Raw genomic sequence first — 16,297 nt, 5'->3', positions numbered from 1 at the left:
TGAGAAAGATTAGCATTTGCGATACTTCGACGCCTATTCCCCGGATGCGCTATGGACGCGCGCCGGGGTCCGTATACGGGGTGCCCGCCAAGGCCACCAGTACCCCGGCGGCACCGCGCACGATCAGCTGCCGCATGGCCTCACGCGGGTCCTCGCCCTGCAGCTGGCTTGCCAGTCCTTTCTCATAGGCCGCCACCATCGACGCCAGCAGCATGGCCGCGCCCAGTCGCGCTTCGGCGTCATGTTCGGGCCGGCCGACAGCGTGGGCCATCAATCGCGCCAGATCGTCAGTCAACTGCGCCTGCAGCCGTCGCGCGTGCGCGACCAGTACCGGGCTCTCCGCCACGGTGCCCCAGAACGCGACAGCGCCGGCATTGATGCGCAGCAGCGGATGGCCAGCCTCCAGCAGCTCACGAACGAGCGACTGGAAGGCCGCGAGCGGGGTCAGGCCGCTGCGCGCCATCATGCCCTCGCGCAGCAGCGTGCGCGCCTCCTCATCCCGGTCGAACACCAGGTCTTCCTTGCTGGCGAAGTAGTTGAAGACCGTCTTGCGTGAGACGCCCGCGGCTTCGGCGATCTCGGACATGGAGACGGCCTCGAAGCCGCGCCGGATGATCAGCTCGGTGGCGACGTCCGAAATCGTTTGTCGGGTCACGGCCTTGCGTTGTTCGCGGCGGCCAGGAGGCGGGGTCATGGGCGGTTCACTTGTGGAAACGTACACCGAGTGTAACATTTGACCCGCCAGAGCGCCGACCTGGCGCTCACAAGGAATCTCGATGCTGTACGACGTCGTCATTGCCGGTGCTGGCCCGGTTGGCCTGTTCCTGTCCTGCGAACTGGCCCTGGCCGGGTGTTCGGTGCTGGTGCTGGAGCAGGCCGGGTCCGCCGGTTCGCCGTTGAAGCGCCTGCCATTCGGGCTGCGCGGCCTCAACGCCCCCACGCTGGAGGCACTGGATCGGCGCGGCCTGTTGGACGCGGTCGCCGCGACGCAGGTGCTCAAGCCCGACAAGGGTGCGCCGCCGCCCGGCACCGCCCATTGGCTGGCGCAGCCGCGTGCGCTGGGTGGGCACTTCGCGGGTATTCCATTTGCACTGGACGATGTGGACCAGGCGCGCTGGAGCTGGCGCCTGCCGACACCGGTGGGCACCCAGATGGCGGTGGAGTTGCAGGCCCTGGAAGCGGTGTTTGCCGAACGTGCGGCTGCGCTGGGCGTGCGCATCGAACGCGGGCGTGCGGTACAGGCGGTGGATGCGCACGAGGCGCAGGTTGCCGTGCACACCGGCTCCGGCAGGGTCCACGGCCGCTGGCTGGTCGGTTGTGATGGGGCCCGCAGCACGGTACGCAAACAATCGGGCTTCCTCTTCGCTGGAACCGGGCCAGAGTTCACCGGTTACACGCTGCTGGTCGAACTGGCAGATGGGTGTGTACTCACACCAGGCCGACAGTTCACCGATCACGGGATGTGCAATTTCAACCCGCCAGGCATGCTGGCGCTGGCCGATTTCGATGGTGGCGCCGGCCATCGCACGCCACTGGACCGGCTCACCGCGCAAGCGTTGCTGCGGCGGGTGTCTGGCCGCGAGGCAACGATCACTGCATTGCACCTGGCCACGACATGGACCGATGCTGCGCGCCAGGCGACGGCCTATCGCAGCGGACGTGTGCTGTTGGCAGGTGATGCCGCGCACATGCATTCGCCGTTGGGCGGCCAGGGACTGAACCTCGGCATCGGCGATGCGATGAACCTCGGTTGGAAGCTGGCCGCCGTGGCGCTGGGCAAGGCCGATGAGGCGCTGCTGGACAGCTATCAGGCTGAGCGCCATCCGGTGGGTGCCAAGGTGCTGGACTGGTCGCGCGCGCAGGTTGCGCTGATGCGACCCGGGCCCGGTTCGCGCGCACTGGCAGCGATCATGGCCGACCTGGCCGGCACCCGCGATGGGGCCACGTATCTGGCCGAGCGGATCTGGGGTGTTTCGCAGCAGCTGGATCTTGACGGAGACCACCCGCTGGTCGGCAGGGACGCGCCGGATTTCCGGTTGGTCGATGGCCGCCGCCTGGGCGAACTGCTGAGAGCGGGGCAGGGGGCGCTGCTTGTTTTCGACCCGGCGTCTTCGCCGCCGCAGCATGGCCAACGCTGGCAGCCTTCCATCGCCTGCGCCGCAGATACTGGGGATGCGACATCGGGCCTGGGGGCGGTGCTGGTGCGCCCGGATGGCATCGTTGCCTGGGTCTGTGGCACACGGGGGGATATGTCCGGCCTTGATTCAGCGCTTGCTTCCTGGACCGGTCCGATCCGGTGATCTGCCCGCTAATGCGCAGTCACCATCGTCTGCGAGCGACAGCTGGCCTCGGTCATCACCAAGGCCAGCTGCTTCAGTGAGTAGGGCTTGCGCAGCAGCGTGAAACCGTGGCCTGGATCGCGGGCCAGCAGTTCGCTGTAGCCACTGGTGAGAATGATCGGAAGATCGGGCAGGCGGCTGCGGATGGTGCGGGCCAGATCCAGCCCATTGGTCCCGGGCATGACCACGTCGCTGAACACCACGTGGAAACGCGCAGCGTCGCGCTCGAGCTCCGCCAGTGCTTCGTCGGCATTGCGCGCGAGTACGACGTTGTACTCAAGCTCGCGCAGCGCACCGACTGCAAATTCGGCCACATCCACATTGTCTTCCACCACCAGCACGCACAATCCGTGACCATGCAGCAATCCCGGTTGCGCGGTCGGCAGCTCGATGGAGGCGTTAGCCTGCGCCAGCGGCAGATACAGCGTGAAGCGCGTACCGACACCGGCCTGGCTCTGTACGTCCACTTCGCCCTCGGACTGCTTGACGAAGCCGAACACCTGGCTGAGGCCAAGCCCGGTGCCCGCGCCCACTCCCTTGGTGGTGAAGAATGGCTCGAAGATCCGGTCCACCACGGACGGATCGATACCGGCACCGGTGTCGCTGACGCTGATCGCAGCGAAGTTGCCTTTCATCGGCGCCGCGAACCGCACGGAAGGCACCGATGTCAGCTGTTCCACATCGATCGTCACCTTGCCGTGGCCGTCGATGGCGTCGCGCGCGTTCACCGCGATGTTGATCAGTGCGGTGTCGAGCTGGGTCCGGTCCAGCAGCACCGGCAACGGGGCGTCGGGCAGGTTCACCGACACGGAGATGCGTGCACCCAGCACTGTGGTGATGATGTCTGAAAGCGCGCGTACGCTCTCGCAGAGGTCGAATACCTGCGGCGACAGGCTCTGCCTGCGCGAGAACGCCAGAAGCTGGGCGGTCAGGCGAGTGGCGCGGTCAGCGGCGGTTTCGATCGCCTGTACATAGCGCAGGCGCGCATCTTCGGCCGGCCAGGTATGCAGCAGCATGTCTACGGAGCCGGTGATGACCTGAAGCAGATTGTTGAAGTCGTGGGCAACGCCGCCGGTCAGCTGGCCGATGGCCTCCAGCTTCTGCGACTGCCGCAGCTGTTCGCGGGCGCGTACCAGTTCAAGATGGGCCTCGCGTGCCTGCTCGGTGATGGCCGCTACCTGGCGGGTGTGCCGGTCGCGTTCGATCACCCGTTCGGTCTGCTCGCTGACCATGCAGATGATGCCGGCCACGCCTCCGCAACCGGCACGCAGCGGCGAGTAGGAGAACGTCCAGAATGTCTCGCGCAACGTGCCATCACGGTCCATCATCAACGGCATGTTCTTGAAACTGCGGCTTGTACCGCCGAAGGCGTCGTTGACAGCATCGACGACGTCGGCCCAGACGTCCGCCCAGACGTCTTCCAATCGGCTGCCCATGGCGCCGTGCAGCTTGCCGCCCAGCAGCGGCAGGTAGGCATCGTTGAAGAAGAACGCCTTGTTGTCGCGGCCCCATGCGATCCACAGCGGCTCCGGAGAATCGAGGATCATCGCCAGCAGAGCGCGAAGTTCGGGAGGAGCGTTGGTCGCGTCGGCGGAACGGGCCCAGTCGCTGTCCTGCAGCAGTCGGTAGGCGAGTTGATCGGGTGCCGAGACAGGAAGGGGGAAGGGATGCATGGCCGTGCGCGAAGAAAGGTGCCGCAGCTTAGCCGAGGTGATGTCATTGCGCCCTGCACAGCTCCTTTGCCCTGGCTGTCATCGGCCCTGCGCGGCGCACGAGGTGGCTCACGGGGCGGCCTCTGACTGCACCATCATCCCTGCGCCAACGGCCTGCGTCGTGGCACCGTCGTATTGCAGCCTCAGACACCCAGAAGCGAATTCACCTGCCAATCGGCAACCCGCGCATGGCTCACCGCCTGATGACTGCCGCATCCGTCGCAGCGGAACAAGGCGCCGCCCGGCAGCTGGACCAGATTGTCTTCGCTGGCCGAGCGGGTTTCAGAGCAATGCCGGCAGATGACAGTGAGCGCCGTAATGCGCTCCACCCCGCCAGACAGGTCGAACACAGCTTCAAAGGCATGGATGACAGGGTGACCAGTGGCCGGCATCGGGAAAGTCGTCGTGATGGGGAGGCCTTATCCTGCCCCCCCGATCGTGACGGGCTGGTCATCCGCATGCATTGGAACGATCAAGATGCCCGGCGGCTCAGAGATCCTTCTTCTTGCCGCTCAGGTCGATCGGCCTGTCACTGCCCTTGCGCTCGCTCGACCACACTTCCATGCTCTTGTTGCAGCGGCTCTCGCGGGCAGCCACTTCGGGCGGCAGGTCCTTCAGATGCGGCGACTCCTGGCAGGCCTGGTGCATGTTGCTGTCGTCATACGTGGCACAGGCGCTGAGCGTGGCCAGGGCAATGGCGGTGAGGGAAGCGCGAAGCAGGGGCTGCAGGATCATGGGGAGGTCTCGGGTGGTGCCGGGCTGGCCATGGAATTCAAATCCGTGACCCCGGGCACGAGCAATCCGTCCAACCGCACTTGTTATTCTGTAACAGATGCGCGATAGTCCGGCGCCTGCTGCTGTCAGGCGACGCAGATCATCAGGATCATGCTCAGCGCCAGCATCAGCACGAATACGCGCCGGCTCAGCGCAAGGCAGGCCAGGCAGGCGGCCAGTGCCCAGGCAGCCAGCAGCGCGCAGGCCAGCAGCCACAGCCCGATCACGATCAAGGATCCGGTCGCCAGCGCCGACAACGCGATGGCCTTGTACAGAGCCACGCCCAACACGCTGCCGAGCACGCCCGCCTGCAGGGCGATGGCATCGTGATGTGCGGGGGCAGGCGCGTGGAGCATGGTGGCTGGATGGTTCCAAGCGTGAGCGGCGCGCGTACTGTGCCCGAATACACATCCACGCCATGTGTACTTCGCCGACGGCGCGATCAGTGACGGCGGCGCGACAGCAATAGCCCAATGCCCACCGCGGGCGCGATCCCAAGCATCGGTGCTTTGTACAACGGCCAGCCATGCAGTACGCCCGTGATCACCAGTGCCGCCGTCGCCAGCAACAGGCCCGCACCCCAAACGCGTGCGGGCCAGGCACCGAAGAAATGGCGACGTTGCGGAGCCGCGGCAGCGTTGGCGGGCCGATCTGCGAGCGCCTCTGCCAGTGCGTCCCGGAAGGTTGGGAAATCATGCATCGATGCCCGTGTGCGCTGCAGCAGCACGCTCGGTCCATCGATCAGGATCAGATCGACATGATCGTCCAGGTTGTAGGACCGGATCTGCTTGAACGGGAGAGGAGGACGGTGCTGGAATACCAGACGATCCTGTTCCAGTACCACCCGGTCCCGTTGTGGGGAATAGACAACGAAGCCGAGGATCAGCGGCGACAGCGTGAAAATCGCTGCCGCGCCCAGTGCCGGAAGCGGCCCAAGTTCGGGCGCGACGGCGACCAGGAGTATTGCCAGTGGTCCGGCTCCGGCGGCAACGATGGCGTACTGGTGATAGCGCCTGAAGATGCGTACTTCGCTGCCGATTTTCCGCGGGCGGGCGGGGAGACGGGAGCGGGCGGTGGGTGACTTCATGGACTGCGTTCGATCACGGCTTTCCGGCAAGAAAGCGTGGCGTCGCGTTGCAATGAAGTCCATACAACTATTCCGAATCCGCCCTCGCTGGACTTCCATGTGCGTCTTCGCGCGCCTTCGCCCATGCATCTGCTCAGTCGAACTCGCCCTCGGCCGATTCCAACCGCTGCCGGTACGCCGCCCGATGCTGGTACAGGCGCTGGCACTCGGCGGACCGGTGGATCCGGCTGGCCGGTTCGTTGGCCACGGCGTCGCACATCCTTGCGATGTGGTTGTTGGACGCCAGTTCGGTCACGAAGAACACGGCGGTGATGCCGGTACCCAGCAGCACGACATAGAGCAGGCGGCTGAGCCAGCGCGTGCGCTTGCGCTCGAAGTGCTGCTGGAGGGTCAGGTCGAAGCGGATGATGCTGAGCACGATCCAGATGATCGCGACCAGGAAGCAGATGGTAGGCAGCAGGCCTCGCCAGAGTCCTGCTTCGTACACCGACTCGCTGTAGTGAACTGCTGCCCCGGCACCTGCGATGGCGATCGCCAGCGCCCAGTTACGGCCCAGCGAGAGCAGGTCATCGAGCAGCTTCTCCCGGTTCCTGGTCGATCCAGCTGCCACGTGGGTTCCGTCTCCATGCTGCGACCGGCGGCGGAACTGCCGCCGATCCTGCAGATGGTGGAGCATCGCTGCGGCGATGAGAAGACCGCGCGGCTCAGTGTGCGAGGGCGCGGGCGCCGATCCAGCGCCGGTAGCGGCGGGTCCGACACTTTGCGGCCGCCTGTGCCAGCAGCAGGGCCCATACCGGTGAAACGGTGGGTGCGGTGGGGCGGCGCCGGCTCAACCGGCCCAGCTGATACTTCACTGCGGCCATGTGCGCACTGGCCGCCAGCGGCTTGCTGCGCCAGTTGATGTTGCGCAGTGTCGGCACCGGATCGCGGCCCTGCTGCCAGTGCTGCGGCAGATCCGGCTCGATCGCCAGCGCGGTGGCGATGCCGACCATGGCCACGCCGCTGGCCAGCACCTGCTCTGCCACTTCGCGGCGGCGGATGCCGCCGGTGACCATCAGCGGCATCGTTGCCACCTTGGCGATCTCGCGCGCTAATTCGAGGAAGTACGCTTCGCGGGCCACGCTGCGTTCGTCGCGTGCGGCGCCGGTCATGGCCGGTGCTTCATAGCTGCCGCCGGACAGTTCGACCAGATCCACGCCGAGGGGCGCCAGCATCTCGACCACTTCGCGCGCGTCCTCGGGCGAGAAGCCGCCGCGCTGGAAATCGGCGGAGTTGAGCTTCACCGCCACCACGAACGTGGGCGCCACCGTCGCGCGCACACCCTGCACGATCTCCAGCAGCAGGCGCGCACGGTTCTGCAGGCTGCCACCCCAGCGGTCATCGCGGCGGTTCGACAGCGGCGACAGGAACTGGCTGAGCAGGTAGCCGTGCGCGGCATGGATCTCCACGCCGCTGAAACCGGCGCGCTCGGCCAGCTCGGCACTGCGGATGAAGCGAGCGATCACGTCTTCAATATCCGCCTCGGTCATCGCCCGCGGCGGCGCGAACTGTTTGGACAGTGCGCCCATGTCCAAGGGGACCGCCGAAGGCGCCAATGCCGGCTGGCCGAGCGCGGCCGGCATCTGCCGCCCGGGGTGGTTGATCTGCATCCACATCTGCACCCCGCGCGAGCGCGCGGCGTCGGCCCAGGCGATGAAACGCTCCAGGTGGCGATCGTCCTCCAGCACCACGCCGCCGGGGCCGGTCATGGCGCGGCCATCGACCATCACGTTGCCGGTGATGATCAGTCCGGCGCCGCCGTCGGCCCAGCGCTGGTACAACTGCAGCAGCGCTTCGGAGGGGGCGTGGTCGGCGTCGGCCATGTTCTCCTCCATCGCCGCCTTGGCGATGCGGTTGCGGATGAGGGCGCCGGAAGGCAGCGCCAGGGGCGAGAACAGCGACATGGGACAGCTCCAGGACAGGGGAATGGCGCTACGCTAACCTTCAAGTTTTATTGAAGGTCAATGGGTTCCGATGTCGAGGATTCAGGCAGATGAAGATCGGTGAGCTGGCCCGCCGCACGGGCCTGGCGGCGTCACGCATCCGCTTCTATGAGGAGGCAGGGTTGCTGGTCGTCCAGCGGCAGGCCAACGGCTACCGCGACTACCCGGAGCAGGCGGTGCTGCTGCTGGAGCTGATTACCGGTGCGCAGCGCGCCGGCTTCAGCCTGGAGGAGATACGCGCCTTGCTGCCACCGGACATGGGCCAGTGGCAGCACGACGCGTTGATCTCGATGCTGCAGCAGAAGGTGGCCGACATCGAGGCGCTGCAGTTGCGGCTGGCAGAGAGCCGGGCGCACCTGCTGGCCCTGATCGAGGACATCCAGGCGCGGCCGGAGGGCATCGACTGCGCGGCCAACTCGCGGCGGGTGCTGGAGCGCGTCAAGCGCGGTGAGCTGGCGCGCCCGACACTTGCGGCCGGCGATACGGCGTTGCTGCGGCCGGATCGCCGCCGCCGCGCGGGCAGCAGCTGACGATCCGGCGCGAAGGTCAGTGACTGCCCACGCCGGCTGTCTTGCGCTTCCTGTCCAGCATCACCGCCACGCACCACAGCAGCAGGCCGCCGATGGCGGTGGCGGCACCGACATAGCCGGTGCTGGCCGGGCTGAAGCCGGCACTGATCGCCATGCCGCCCAGCCACGGCCCCAGCGCATTGGCGGTATTGAAGGCGGCATGGTTGGAGGCGGCGGCCAGGGTCTGTGCTTCGCCGGCCACGTCCATCAGGCGCGTCTGCAGCACCGCCGCCAGCGCGCCCATGGTGCCGACGGTGATGATCATCGGACCGATCGTCCACACCGACTGCGCGGCCAGCGGATACAGCAGCAGCATCACGATCGACCACAGCAGCACCACGGCGGCGGCCTTGAAGTGGAACTTGTCCACCAGCCAGCCACCGGCGATGTTGCCGATGATCGCGCCGATGCCGAACACGCCCACCGCCAGCGGCATCCACGATTCGGCCACGCCGGTGACCTGCACCAGGGTCGGTGCCAGGTAGGTGAACACGCAGAACATACCAGCGAAGCCAACGGCGCCGATCGCCAGCGCCAGCCACACCTGGGTGGTGTTGAAGGCGCGCAGTTCGCGCATCGGCGAGGTACGGACCTCGTCCGGGTCCGGCAACAGGAAGCGCGCGATCATCGCCACGGTGGCGATGGCCAGCACGCTGACCAGGGCAAAGGCGGTGCGCCAGCTCAGCTGCTGGCCCAGCCAGGTGGTCAGCGGATTGCCGACCAGGATCGCGATCGACAGGCCCAGCAACACGCGCGACATCGCCTGGCCGCGCTGGCCGGCCGGGCTGATCGCGGCGGCAACCAGCATCGCCACGCCGAAGTAGGCGCCATGCGGCAGGCCGGCGACGAAACGCGCAATGAGCATCGTGCCGTAGTTCGGCGCCAGTGCGCTGGCCAGGTTGCCGACGGCATAGAAGCCCATCAGTGCCAGCAGCAGCTTGCGGCGAGGGAAGCTGGCGCCGACGAAGGCGAGGATCGGGGCGCCGACGACCACGCCGATGGCGTAGGCGCTGATCAGGTGGCCGACCTGGGTTTCGGAAATCGACAGGCCGCGGCTGATCTCCAGCATCAGGCCCATGCTGGCGAATTCACTGGTGCCGATGGCGAAGCCGCCCAGCGACAGGGCAAGGATGATCAGGGTGCGCTGACGGGGCGTCAGCCGCGCAGCCAGGGAAGAGTTGGGGCTCATGCGGGGCGCGATGGGGGCGGGGAGCCGGTCATTGTACTGCTGCACCGCAACAAGGGCAGCAGCACTCAGGGTAAATCAGCGTTTGATCGGTGACACGTTCGCCCACCGGCCACCGCGCGGCGCGATCAGATGCCCAGCGCTGCCCGGGCGTGCGCATACTTGCCGCGCAGGCGCCCGGCCGTCGCCGCGTCGAGCATCGCCAGGCGCTGCGGATCGGCGTTGTCATCCAGATCGGCCTGCTTCACCTTCAGTGCCAGCGGGTGGGCGGCAATGCGCGCGTAGTAGCTGTCCGCGTCGGGGGCCGCGTCGCGGTTGAGCAGGTGCACCGCCTCGCGCAGCGGGGCGGGAAAGACCTCGATCCGTGCGGCAAACGCCGGGCAGTCTTCGGCTACGTCATGCAGCCAGGCCACCACTTCGGCGTCATCGTCGCCGCGCACCGCGGCCGCCACCCGCGCCACATGGCAGATGTAAGGCTGGCCGGCCTTGTCCGTCTGGCCCGTGTGGGCCTCAGTGGCCAGCGTGCGTGCAAGTGCTACCCAGTCCATTGCAGTCTCCTTGGATATCCGCAGACAGTTTCGCGCAGAAACCGTAGCGCTTGTGCATACGCCGATGACACTGCGATGGGCATCATGGCGGGGCAGGGGACGCAGTGTTGCCCCGACAAGGAGGAATGCGATGCAGGAATTCAGGCATGTGCTGGAAACCCGTGGCCGCTATCAGCTGGTAGCAGTGTCCTACGAGCCGGTGTACGCTCCGGGCGATGTGGTCGGCCATGCGGTCGTCGCCGACGATGGGGATCGTCTGACCGACCTGGTGTCACTGGCCGAAGCGCGCCAACTGCTGTTGCAGCGGGTGCGTGAAGAGGGCGAAGAGCCCGGGCTGGAGAACGAAAACAACCTGCGGAAGAAGGCGTCGCGCTGGCGCCGCCGCTAGGCCGTCGCGCCCTCGTGCGCATCATGGAGGATTCGGGTGTTGCCCAGTAAGAAGTATCTGCTCATCGCCATCGTCACGCTGGCGACCCTGCTGCTTGGTTTCGTGTTTTCTGGCTACCTGACCCTGTTGTTCCTGGGGTTGGACACCAAGCTGTTCACCTGGAACACGTACTACCAGTACTACCACGCCATCGGCCAGCCGCAGGTTGCGCCGTTCGTGGGCAAGATCAAGTGGGCCGGCTACGTGGGCTTCGGCCTGCCGCTGCTGGTCCTGCTGGTGACCGGTCTGGTGCTGCTGCTGAAGAAGGACAAGCGCTCGCTGCATGGCGACGCGCGTTTCGCCACCGGCGCCGACCTGTCCAGGCATGGCATGTTCAAGAAGACCGGCCAGAGCATCGTGGTCGGCAGCCATGGCGGCAAACTGGTGCGGCTGGATGGCCAGCAGTTCGTGATTCTTGCGGCACCCACCCGTTCAGGCAAGGGCGTGGGCGTGGTCATCCCTAACCTGCTGGAATACGGCGAATCGCTGGTGGTGCTGGACATCAAGCAGGAGAACTTCGACCTGACCAGCGGCTGGCGCGCCAGCCAGGGCCAGGAGATCTACCTGTTCAATCCCTTCGCCGAGGATCGGCGCACGCACCGCTGGAACCCGCTCAGCTATGTCTCCGATGATCCGGCATTCCGGGTGTCGGACCTGATGAGCATCGCCGCGATGCTGTATCCGGACGGCGCCGAGGACCAGAAGTTCTGGGTCAGCCAGGCGCGCAACGCGTTCATGGCCTTCACCCTGTATCTGTTCGAAAACTGGGACGACGAGCGCAGCAGTGGCTTCCCGGGCGGCTCGGGCACGCCGACGCTGGGTTCTGTCTACCGGTTGTCATCCGGCGATGGCACCGATCTGAAGAAGTACCTCAAGGCCTTGTCGGAGCGTGCGTTCCTCAGTGGCAACGCGCGTTCGGCGTTCGCCAACATGCTGTCCCAGGCCGACGAGACCTTCGCCTCGATCCTGGGCACCTTCAAGGAACCGCTCAATCCCTGGATCAACCCGGTGCTGGACAAGGCCACCAGCAGCAACGACTTCCTGCTGACCGACGTGCGCAAGAAGAAGATGACCATCTACATCGGCATCCAGCCGAACAAGCTGGCCGAGAGCCGGCTGATCATCAACCTGTTCTTCAGCCAGCTGATCAACCTCAACACCAAGGAACTGCCCAAGTCCAACCCGGACCTGAAGTACCAGTGCCTGCTGCTGATGGACGAATTCACCTCGATCGGCAAGGTCGAGATCATCGCCTCGGCGGTGTCCTACATGGCCGGTTACAACATCCGCCTGCTGCCGATCATCCAGAGCATGTCCCAGCTCGATGCCACCTACGGCCGGGAAGTCTCGCGCACGATCATCACCAACCACGCGCTGCAGATCCTGTACGCGCCGCGCGAGCAGCAGGACGCCAACGACTATTCGGACATGCTGGGCTACACCACCATCCGCAAGAAGAACGTCACGCACGCCCGCGAGAAGACCCACAGCTTCACCGAGGAGCGGCGGGCACTGATGCTGCCGCAGGAGCTGAAGGCGATGGGACCGGACAAGGAAGTGTTCCTGTACGAGGGCATACCGCATCCGGTGAAATGCGACAAGATCCGCTACTACAAGGATCGCTACTTCACCTCGCGGCTGCTGCCGAAAGTCGACGTTCCCATGCTTAACGTCTAATTCACGTCGTTAAATTTGTGACGTAGATTCATATTCACTGACGTGAAAACGTGAGTTGAGTCAAGAATTCGGCATTTGTTCATAGATTTTCAGACTTGTCTGACATGGAATTGACGCGTGGTTGTGCGACCCTGTGCATGCCGTTCAGAAATGTGTGATGGATGGCAGATGTTGTAGAGCAGGGTGGCCAGGAGTTTGTGCCATGAAACATGGATGGTTTCGACGTTGGTGAGGTATGCGGGTGTGTCGCCGGGAGTGTCTGGCGGCCCCGCGACTTGGTTGGCAGCCGTTGGCTGCAGGGGAGCCGGAGTGGGTGTGCTGCCAGTCAGTGCGTCGCTCCGATTCCGGCGTGCGCGACGCAGCGCCGGACGACCAGGGGACCAATGCTCGGGACTGCTTTTTCGTACGTCAAAGTGAAGCCCGTATGAATCAGGCGTTTATCGCGAAAATGTCCATCGCCGCAGTGGCGGCGTTGATGGTGGCCGGTTGCGCCACCAAGTCCGCTCCCGATTTCGGAGGCCGCTGGAAGCCGGTGAACCGCTTTGCTGCGGCAACCACCGAGATCCCGCTGTACTCCAGCTACGTCTACCAGGCCTCGCCGATGGATGGCACGCTCAAAGCCATGCTCGAGCGCTGGGCCAAGGATTCCGGACGCACGCTGGATTACCGCCTGAGCTCGGACTTCACCCTGTACGGCGCGGTTTCCAACATCGACACCACCAACGCTCAGCAGGCCGTGATCGATCTGACGGCGGCCTATGCAGCGCAGGGCATCTCCGTCTCCATCGTTGGCAACCAGATCGTTGTGCAGAGCGCTGGTTCGACGCCGACCGCGTCGGCACAGGGCGCTGATTCCAACAGCGGCACCTGAGTCCACCTCGAAATCATCGAACGTGCCGCTCCCCGCGCCTGTCGCAGGGGTGCCACGCCCATTGATGTTTCAGCAGTACGGAAGAATCCATGTTCCGCAAGAAGGATCCCGGCAATAGTCCCAAGGTCGAGCAGTCGGTCGCCAAGGCGGTCAGCTACGAGATCACCGTGGCCGACATGGCGCGTCGCAGTGAGCGCCGCGCCTGGTGGGTCGCCACCGGCTCATTGCTGATGTCGCTGGCACTGGCTGGCGGCTACTACTACATGCTGCCGCTGAAGGAGAAGGTGCCGTTCCTGGTGATGGCTGATGCCTACACGGGTACCGCCACGGTGGCGCGCCTGAGGGGCACGTTCCAGGGCGAGACGATCACCTCCAGTGAAGCCATCAACCGCAGCAATGTGGCCCAGTACGTACTGGCGCGCGAATCCTATGACTCGGCGGTGATGGGCCTGCGCGATTGGGAACTGGTGTTTGTGATGTCCAGTAGCCCGGTAGCGCAATCGATGCGGCAGCGCTACGCCGGCAACAACCCGCAGAATCCGTTCGTGATGTATGGCCGCGAGCGCGCAATCCGGGTCAAGATCCTCAGCATCACCCCGCTGGGCGCCGAGTCGAATGGCAGTTTCCGCGGTGCATCGGTGCGTATCCAGCGCAGTTTGCTGGACAAGCGCTCGGGTGCGTCCAGTTATCTGGACAACCAACTGGTGACGATGCGCTTCGAGTACAAGCAGAACCTCGCGCTGTCCGAGCAGGATCGCATCCTTAATCCACTGGCCTTCCAGGTCACCGAGTACCGCGTCGACAACGACTACGCACGCGGCGTGCCGGTGCCAGATGATGGTGCGATGCAGGCGCAGCAAGCCGCGCAGCAGGCGCAGGGTGTCTACGATCCGAACAACCCCGCCGCAGCCACGATGATCGATCCGACCACGGGTCAGCCGACTGCGGCTCCGGCCAATGGCCAGATGCCGGGCCAACCAATGCCGGGTCAGCCGGTGCAGGGGCAGGTAGCACCGGGGCAAACCATGCCCGGACAGCCGGCAATGAGGCCGGCGCAGAACAATTCCACCGGAACTGCTGATGGAGCAAGCAACCGATGAGTAGTCGAAATATCAGGGGAAGCGCGCTGGCGCTGCTGTCGATGTTGTCGCTGTTGTTTTCAGCAGCAGCGATGGCGCAGGCGGTGGACCATTACGAGTACGAGAAGGACCGCATCTATCCGGTTCGCACCGGCCTGGGTCTGACCACCCAGATCGAGTTGAGCCCGAACGAGAAGATCCTCGACTACAGCACCGGTTTCAGCAGCGGCTGGGAACTGACCCGTCGCGAGAACGTGTTCTATCTCAAGCCGAAGAACGTCGACGTCGACACCAACATGATGGTGCGTACCGAGACCCATTCCTACATCTTTGAGCTGAAGGTAGTGGCCACTGACTGGCGCCAGCTGGAACAGGCGCGTCGTGCAGGCGTGCAGTACAAGATCGCCTTCACCTACCCGAACGACACCGTGTTCGGTGTCGCCCAGGAAGCGGTGGAAGAAGAGGCGCAGCCGCTGTTGAGCTCGGAGTTGGCCAAGGACCGCCAATACAACTTCAACTACTCCTATTCGACCAGCAAGGCGAAAAAGATGGGGTGGTTGATCCCGGTCAACGCCTACGACGATGGCCGCTTCACCTATCTGAAACTGCCGAACTCGCCGGAATACAAGACCGGCATCTTCCCGGCTGTGTTCGGCCGGGAAACGGAATACGGTGAAGACTTCGTGGTCAACACCACGGTTGAAGGCAATACGCTGATCGTGCACGGGACCTACCCGTACCTGGTCATCCGCCACGGCGACTTCGTCGTCGGCCTGCGAAGGAACGTGAAGAAATGAGCCAGCAGAACACTCCCGGAAACGACCCGAACAGCGGACGCGACGAGAGCCAGAGCCCGTACGGTGGACAGGGTGCCTCGGACGCGCAGTCGAATCCGTACTTCGGCACGTCCCAGGCCGAGCCTGCGCCGGACTTGGATGCGGCCGCGCCACAGCTGCGCTCGGCAGAAGAGCAGCGGTTGAACCGCAAGGCGCTTCTGTTCCTCGGCGGCATCGTGGTGCTGCTGGTGGCCATGGGTCTCCTGCTGTTCCGAAAGGGCCAGGATGACAAGGAGGCTGCTTCCACTGCGCCGGAAGTGGCGCGATCCAGCACTCCCGAGCTTCCGAACGTTTCCACGCCCGAGCCGGCACCGCCGGTTTCCCAACCTGCGCCGATTCCGATGCTGCCACCACCGGAGCCAATGCCCGCCCGGTCGTCGCTGTCGATGGACCATGACGCGGGTCCGCGCGGGCCAACGTTGGCCGAACGTCGCATGGGCGGCAACGCGGGGATGGTCGGCAATGGAGATGGCCAGTCCGGCACGCCTGGACAGCCGCCGCTGGATGACTACACCAAGGCCATGTTGGCCCAGATGGCCAGCGGTGAGAAAGCGCCTGAGCCGACGCGTACGCGCCGCGGCCCCGATGTCGATGATGTATCCAGTGCCAGTTTCATCCGCAGTCCAGATGCACTGCTGGTACGCGGCACGTATCTGCGCTGCGTGCTGGAAACGCGCATTATCACTGACATCGCGGGCTACACCTCGTGCCTGGTGACCGAGCCTGTGTACTCGATCAATGGCCGCAATCTGCTGTTGCCGAAGGGTTCCAAGATCTACGGTGCTTACGGTGGCGGTCCGACTGGAAAGCGCGTGGAAGTGATCTGGGACCGCATCACCACGCCGAATGGCATCGACGTTGCCATGTCCAGCCCAGGTACCGATGGTCTCGGTGGCGCGGGTCACCCGGGTCAGTACAGTGCGCACTGGGGCAGCCGTATCGCATCGGCACTGATGATCAGCCTGATTGCTGACGCGTTCAAGTACGCCGCCGCCGAACATGGTCCGGAATCGACCACCGTCTCCAGCAACGGTTTCGCCGTGCGCTCGCCCTATGAAAGCGCGACCGCCCGCACCATGGAGCGCCTGGCCAATGAGGCAATGAGCGAACGCAGGCCGCCGACCGTCACCATCAACCAAGGCACGATCGTGAACGTCTACGTCGCCAAGGACGTCGATTTCACCAACGTGCTGCCCTCCCGCCGGTAAAC

Annotated in this window: 18 protein-coding genes; 8 read left to right on the top strand and 10 right to left on the bottom strand. The window is 65.0% G+C overall.

Annotation, left to right across the window (positions count from 1 at the left end; genetic code table 11):
- Window positions 1–49: 49 nt before the first annotated feature.
- Window positions 50–694 (bottom strand): TetR/AcrR family transcriptional regulator, encoded by a 645-nt coding sequence (locus AC5P7E_RS00305; protein ID WP_062607318.1) that lies wholly within the window; start codon window positions 692–694, stop codon window positions 50–52.
- A gap of 82 nt (window positions 695–776) precedes the next feature.
- On the opposite strand from AC5P7E_RS00305, the gene AC5P7E_RS00300 reads away from it, so the two are divergent.
- Complete coding sequence (locus AC5P7E_RS00300; RefSeq protein WP_114619108.1) at window positions 777–2,300, top strand: FAD-dependent monooxygenase; 1,524 nt, start codon at window positions 777–779, stop codon at window positions 2,298–2,300.
- A gap of 8 nt (window positions 2,301–2,308) precedes the next feature.
- Here the strand turns inward: AC5P7E_RS00300 and AC5P7E_RS00295 are convergent, their stop codons facing one another.
- The 7 genes from AC5P7E_RS00295 to AC5P7E_RS00265 form a co-directional block, all read right to left on the bottom strand.
- Window positions 2,309–4,012, bottom strand: coding sequence for an ATP-binding protein (locus AC5P7E_RS00295; RefSeq protein ID WP_114619109.1), 1,704 nt, complete (start codon window positions 4,010–4,012; stop codon window positions 2,309–2,311).
- A gap of 182 nt (window positions 4,013–4,194) precedes the next feature.
- Entirely contained in the window at window positions 4,195–4,443 is a 249-nt protein-coding gene (locus AC5P7E_RS00290; protein ID WP_005410137.1) for a hypothetical protein, read from the bottom strand.
- A 97-nt stretch (window positions 4,444–4,540) separates the two neighbouring features.
- Window positions 4,541–4,786: a hypothetical protein gene (locus AC5P7E_RS00285; protein ID WP_005413847.1), complete on the bottom strand. Its 246-nt coding sequence runs from the start codon at window positions 4,784–4,786 to the stop codon at window positions 4,541–4,543.
- 125 nt (window positions 4,787–4,911) lie between these two features.
- Window positions 4,912–5,181 (bottom strand): hypothetical protein, encoded by a 270-nt coding sequence (locus AC5P7E_RS00280; protein ID WP_005410135.1) that lies wholly within the window; start codon window positions 5,179–5,181, stop codon window positions 4,912–4,914.
- A gap of 86 nt (window positions 5,182–5,267) precedes the next feature.
- The gene (locus AC5P7E_RS00275; RefSeq protein ID WP_114619110.1) at window positions 5,268–5,912 is read right to left on the bottom strand and encodes a hypothetical protein; all 645 of its coding nucleotides are present in this window, start codon (window positions 5,910–5,912) and stop codon (window positions 5,268–5,270) included.
- 133 nt (window positions 5,913–6,045) lie between these two features.
- On the bottom strand, window positions 6,046–6,522 hold the full coding sequence (locus AC5P7E_RS00270; protein ID WP_005413845.1) for a hypothetical protein: 477 nt from the start codon (window positions 6,520–6,522) through the stop codon (window positions 6,046–6,048).
- 94 nt (window positions 6,523–6,616) lie between these two features.
- Window positions 6,617–7,855, bottom strand: coding sequence for an NADH:flavin oxidoreductase/NADH oxidase family protein (locus tag AC5P7E_RS00265; RefSeq protein ID WP_114619111.1), 1,239 nt, complete (start codon window positions 7,853–7,855; stop codon window positions 6,617–6,619).
- Between the two features lie 89 nt (window positions 7,856–7,944).
- Here AC5P7E_RS00265 and AC5P7E_RS00260 point away from each other — a divergent pair, with 89 nt between their 5' ends.
- Window positions 7,945–8,424: a MerR family transcriptional regulator gene (locus AC5P7E_RS00260; RefSeq protein WP_005410131.1), complete on the top strand. Its 480-nt coding sequence runs from the start codon at window positions 7,945–7,947 to the stop codon at window positions 8,422–8,424.
- A gap of 16 nt (window positions 8,425–8,440) precedes the next feature.
- Here AC5P7E_RS00260 and AC5P7E_RS00255 read toward each other — a convergent pair whose 3' ends face one another.
- Both AC5P7E_RS00255 and AC5P7E_RS00250 read right to left on the bottom strand, forming a co-directional pair.
- Window positions 8,441–9,652 carry an MFS transporter gene (locus AC5P7E_RS00255; protein WP_005410130.1) on the bottom strand — a complete coding sequence of 404 codons (1,212 nt, stop codon included), beginning with the start codon at window positions 9,650–9,652 and terminating at the stop codon, window positions 8,441–8,443.
- Between the two features lie 125 nt (window positions 9,653–9,777).
- Complete coding sequence (locus AC5P7E_RS00250) at window positions 9,778–10,197, bottom strand: HD domain-containing protein (protein WP_043034643.1); 420 nt, start codon at window positions 10,195–10,197, stop codon at window positions 9,778–9,780.
- Window positions 10,198–10,327: 130 nt separating this feature from the next.
- Here AC5P7E_RS00250 and AC5P7E_RS00245 point away from each other — a divergent pair, with 130 nt between their 5' ends.
- From AC5P7E_RS00245 to AC5P7E_RS00220, 6 genes are all read left to right on the top strand, one after another.
- Window positions 10,328–10,585 carry a hypothetical protein gene (locus tag AC5P7E_RS00245; protein WP_005410128.1) on the top strand — a complete coding sequence of 86 codons (258 nt, stop codon included), beginning with the start codon at window positions 10,328–10,330 and terminating at the stop codon, window positions 10,583–10,585.
- A 36-nt stretch (window positions 10,586–10,621) separates the two neighbouring features.
- Window positions 10,622–12,301, top strand: a complete 1,680-nt coding sequence (locus tag AC5P7E_RS00240; RefSeq protein ID WP_088429394.1) for a type IV secretory system conjugative DNA transfer family protein — start codon at window positions 10,622–10,624, stop codon at window positions 12,299–12,301.
- Between the two features lie 424 nt (window positions 12,302–12,725).
- Complete coding sequence (locus AC5P7E_RS00235) at window positions 12,726–13,172, top strand: hypothetical protein (RefSeq protein ID WP_012480646.1); 447 nt, start codon at window positions 12,726–12,728, stop codon at window positions 13,170–13,172.
- A gap of 89 nt (window positions 13,173–13,261) precedes the next feature.
- Window positions 13,262–14,272: a VirB8 family type IV secretion system protein gene (locus AC5P7E_RS00230; protein ID WP_005410125.1), complete on the top strand. Its 1,011-nt coding sequence runs from the start codon at window positions 13,262–13,264 to the stop codon at window positions 14,270–14,272.
- Window positions 14,269–15,048, top strand: a complete 780-nt coding sequence (locus AC5P7E_RS00225) for a TrbG/VirB9 family P-type conjugative transfer protein (RefSeq protein WP_005410124.1) — start codon at window positions 14,269–14,271, stop codon at window positions 15,046–15,048. Before AC5P7E_RS00230 ends, AC5P7E_RS00225 begins: the two co-directional genes overlap by 4 nt.
- Window positions 15,045–16,295 carry a TrbI/VirB10 family protein gene (locus tag AC5P7E_RS00220; protein WP_114619112.1) on the top strand — a complete coding sequence of 417 codons (1,251 nt, stop codon included), beginning with the start codon at window positions 15,045–15,047 and terminating at the stop codon, window positions 16,293–16,295. Before AC5P7E_RS00225 ends, AC5P7E_RS00220 begins: the two co-directional genes overlap by 4 nt.
- Window positions 16,296–16,297: the final 2 nt, after the last annotated feature.

It is taken from the genome of Stenotrophomonas sp. YJH_SMC_25 (genome assembly GCF_059369595.1).
This window is presented reverse-complemented; position numbering and strand designations above follow the sequence as displayed.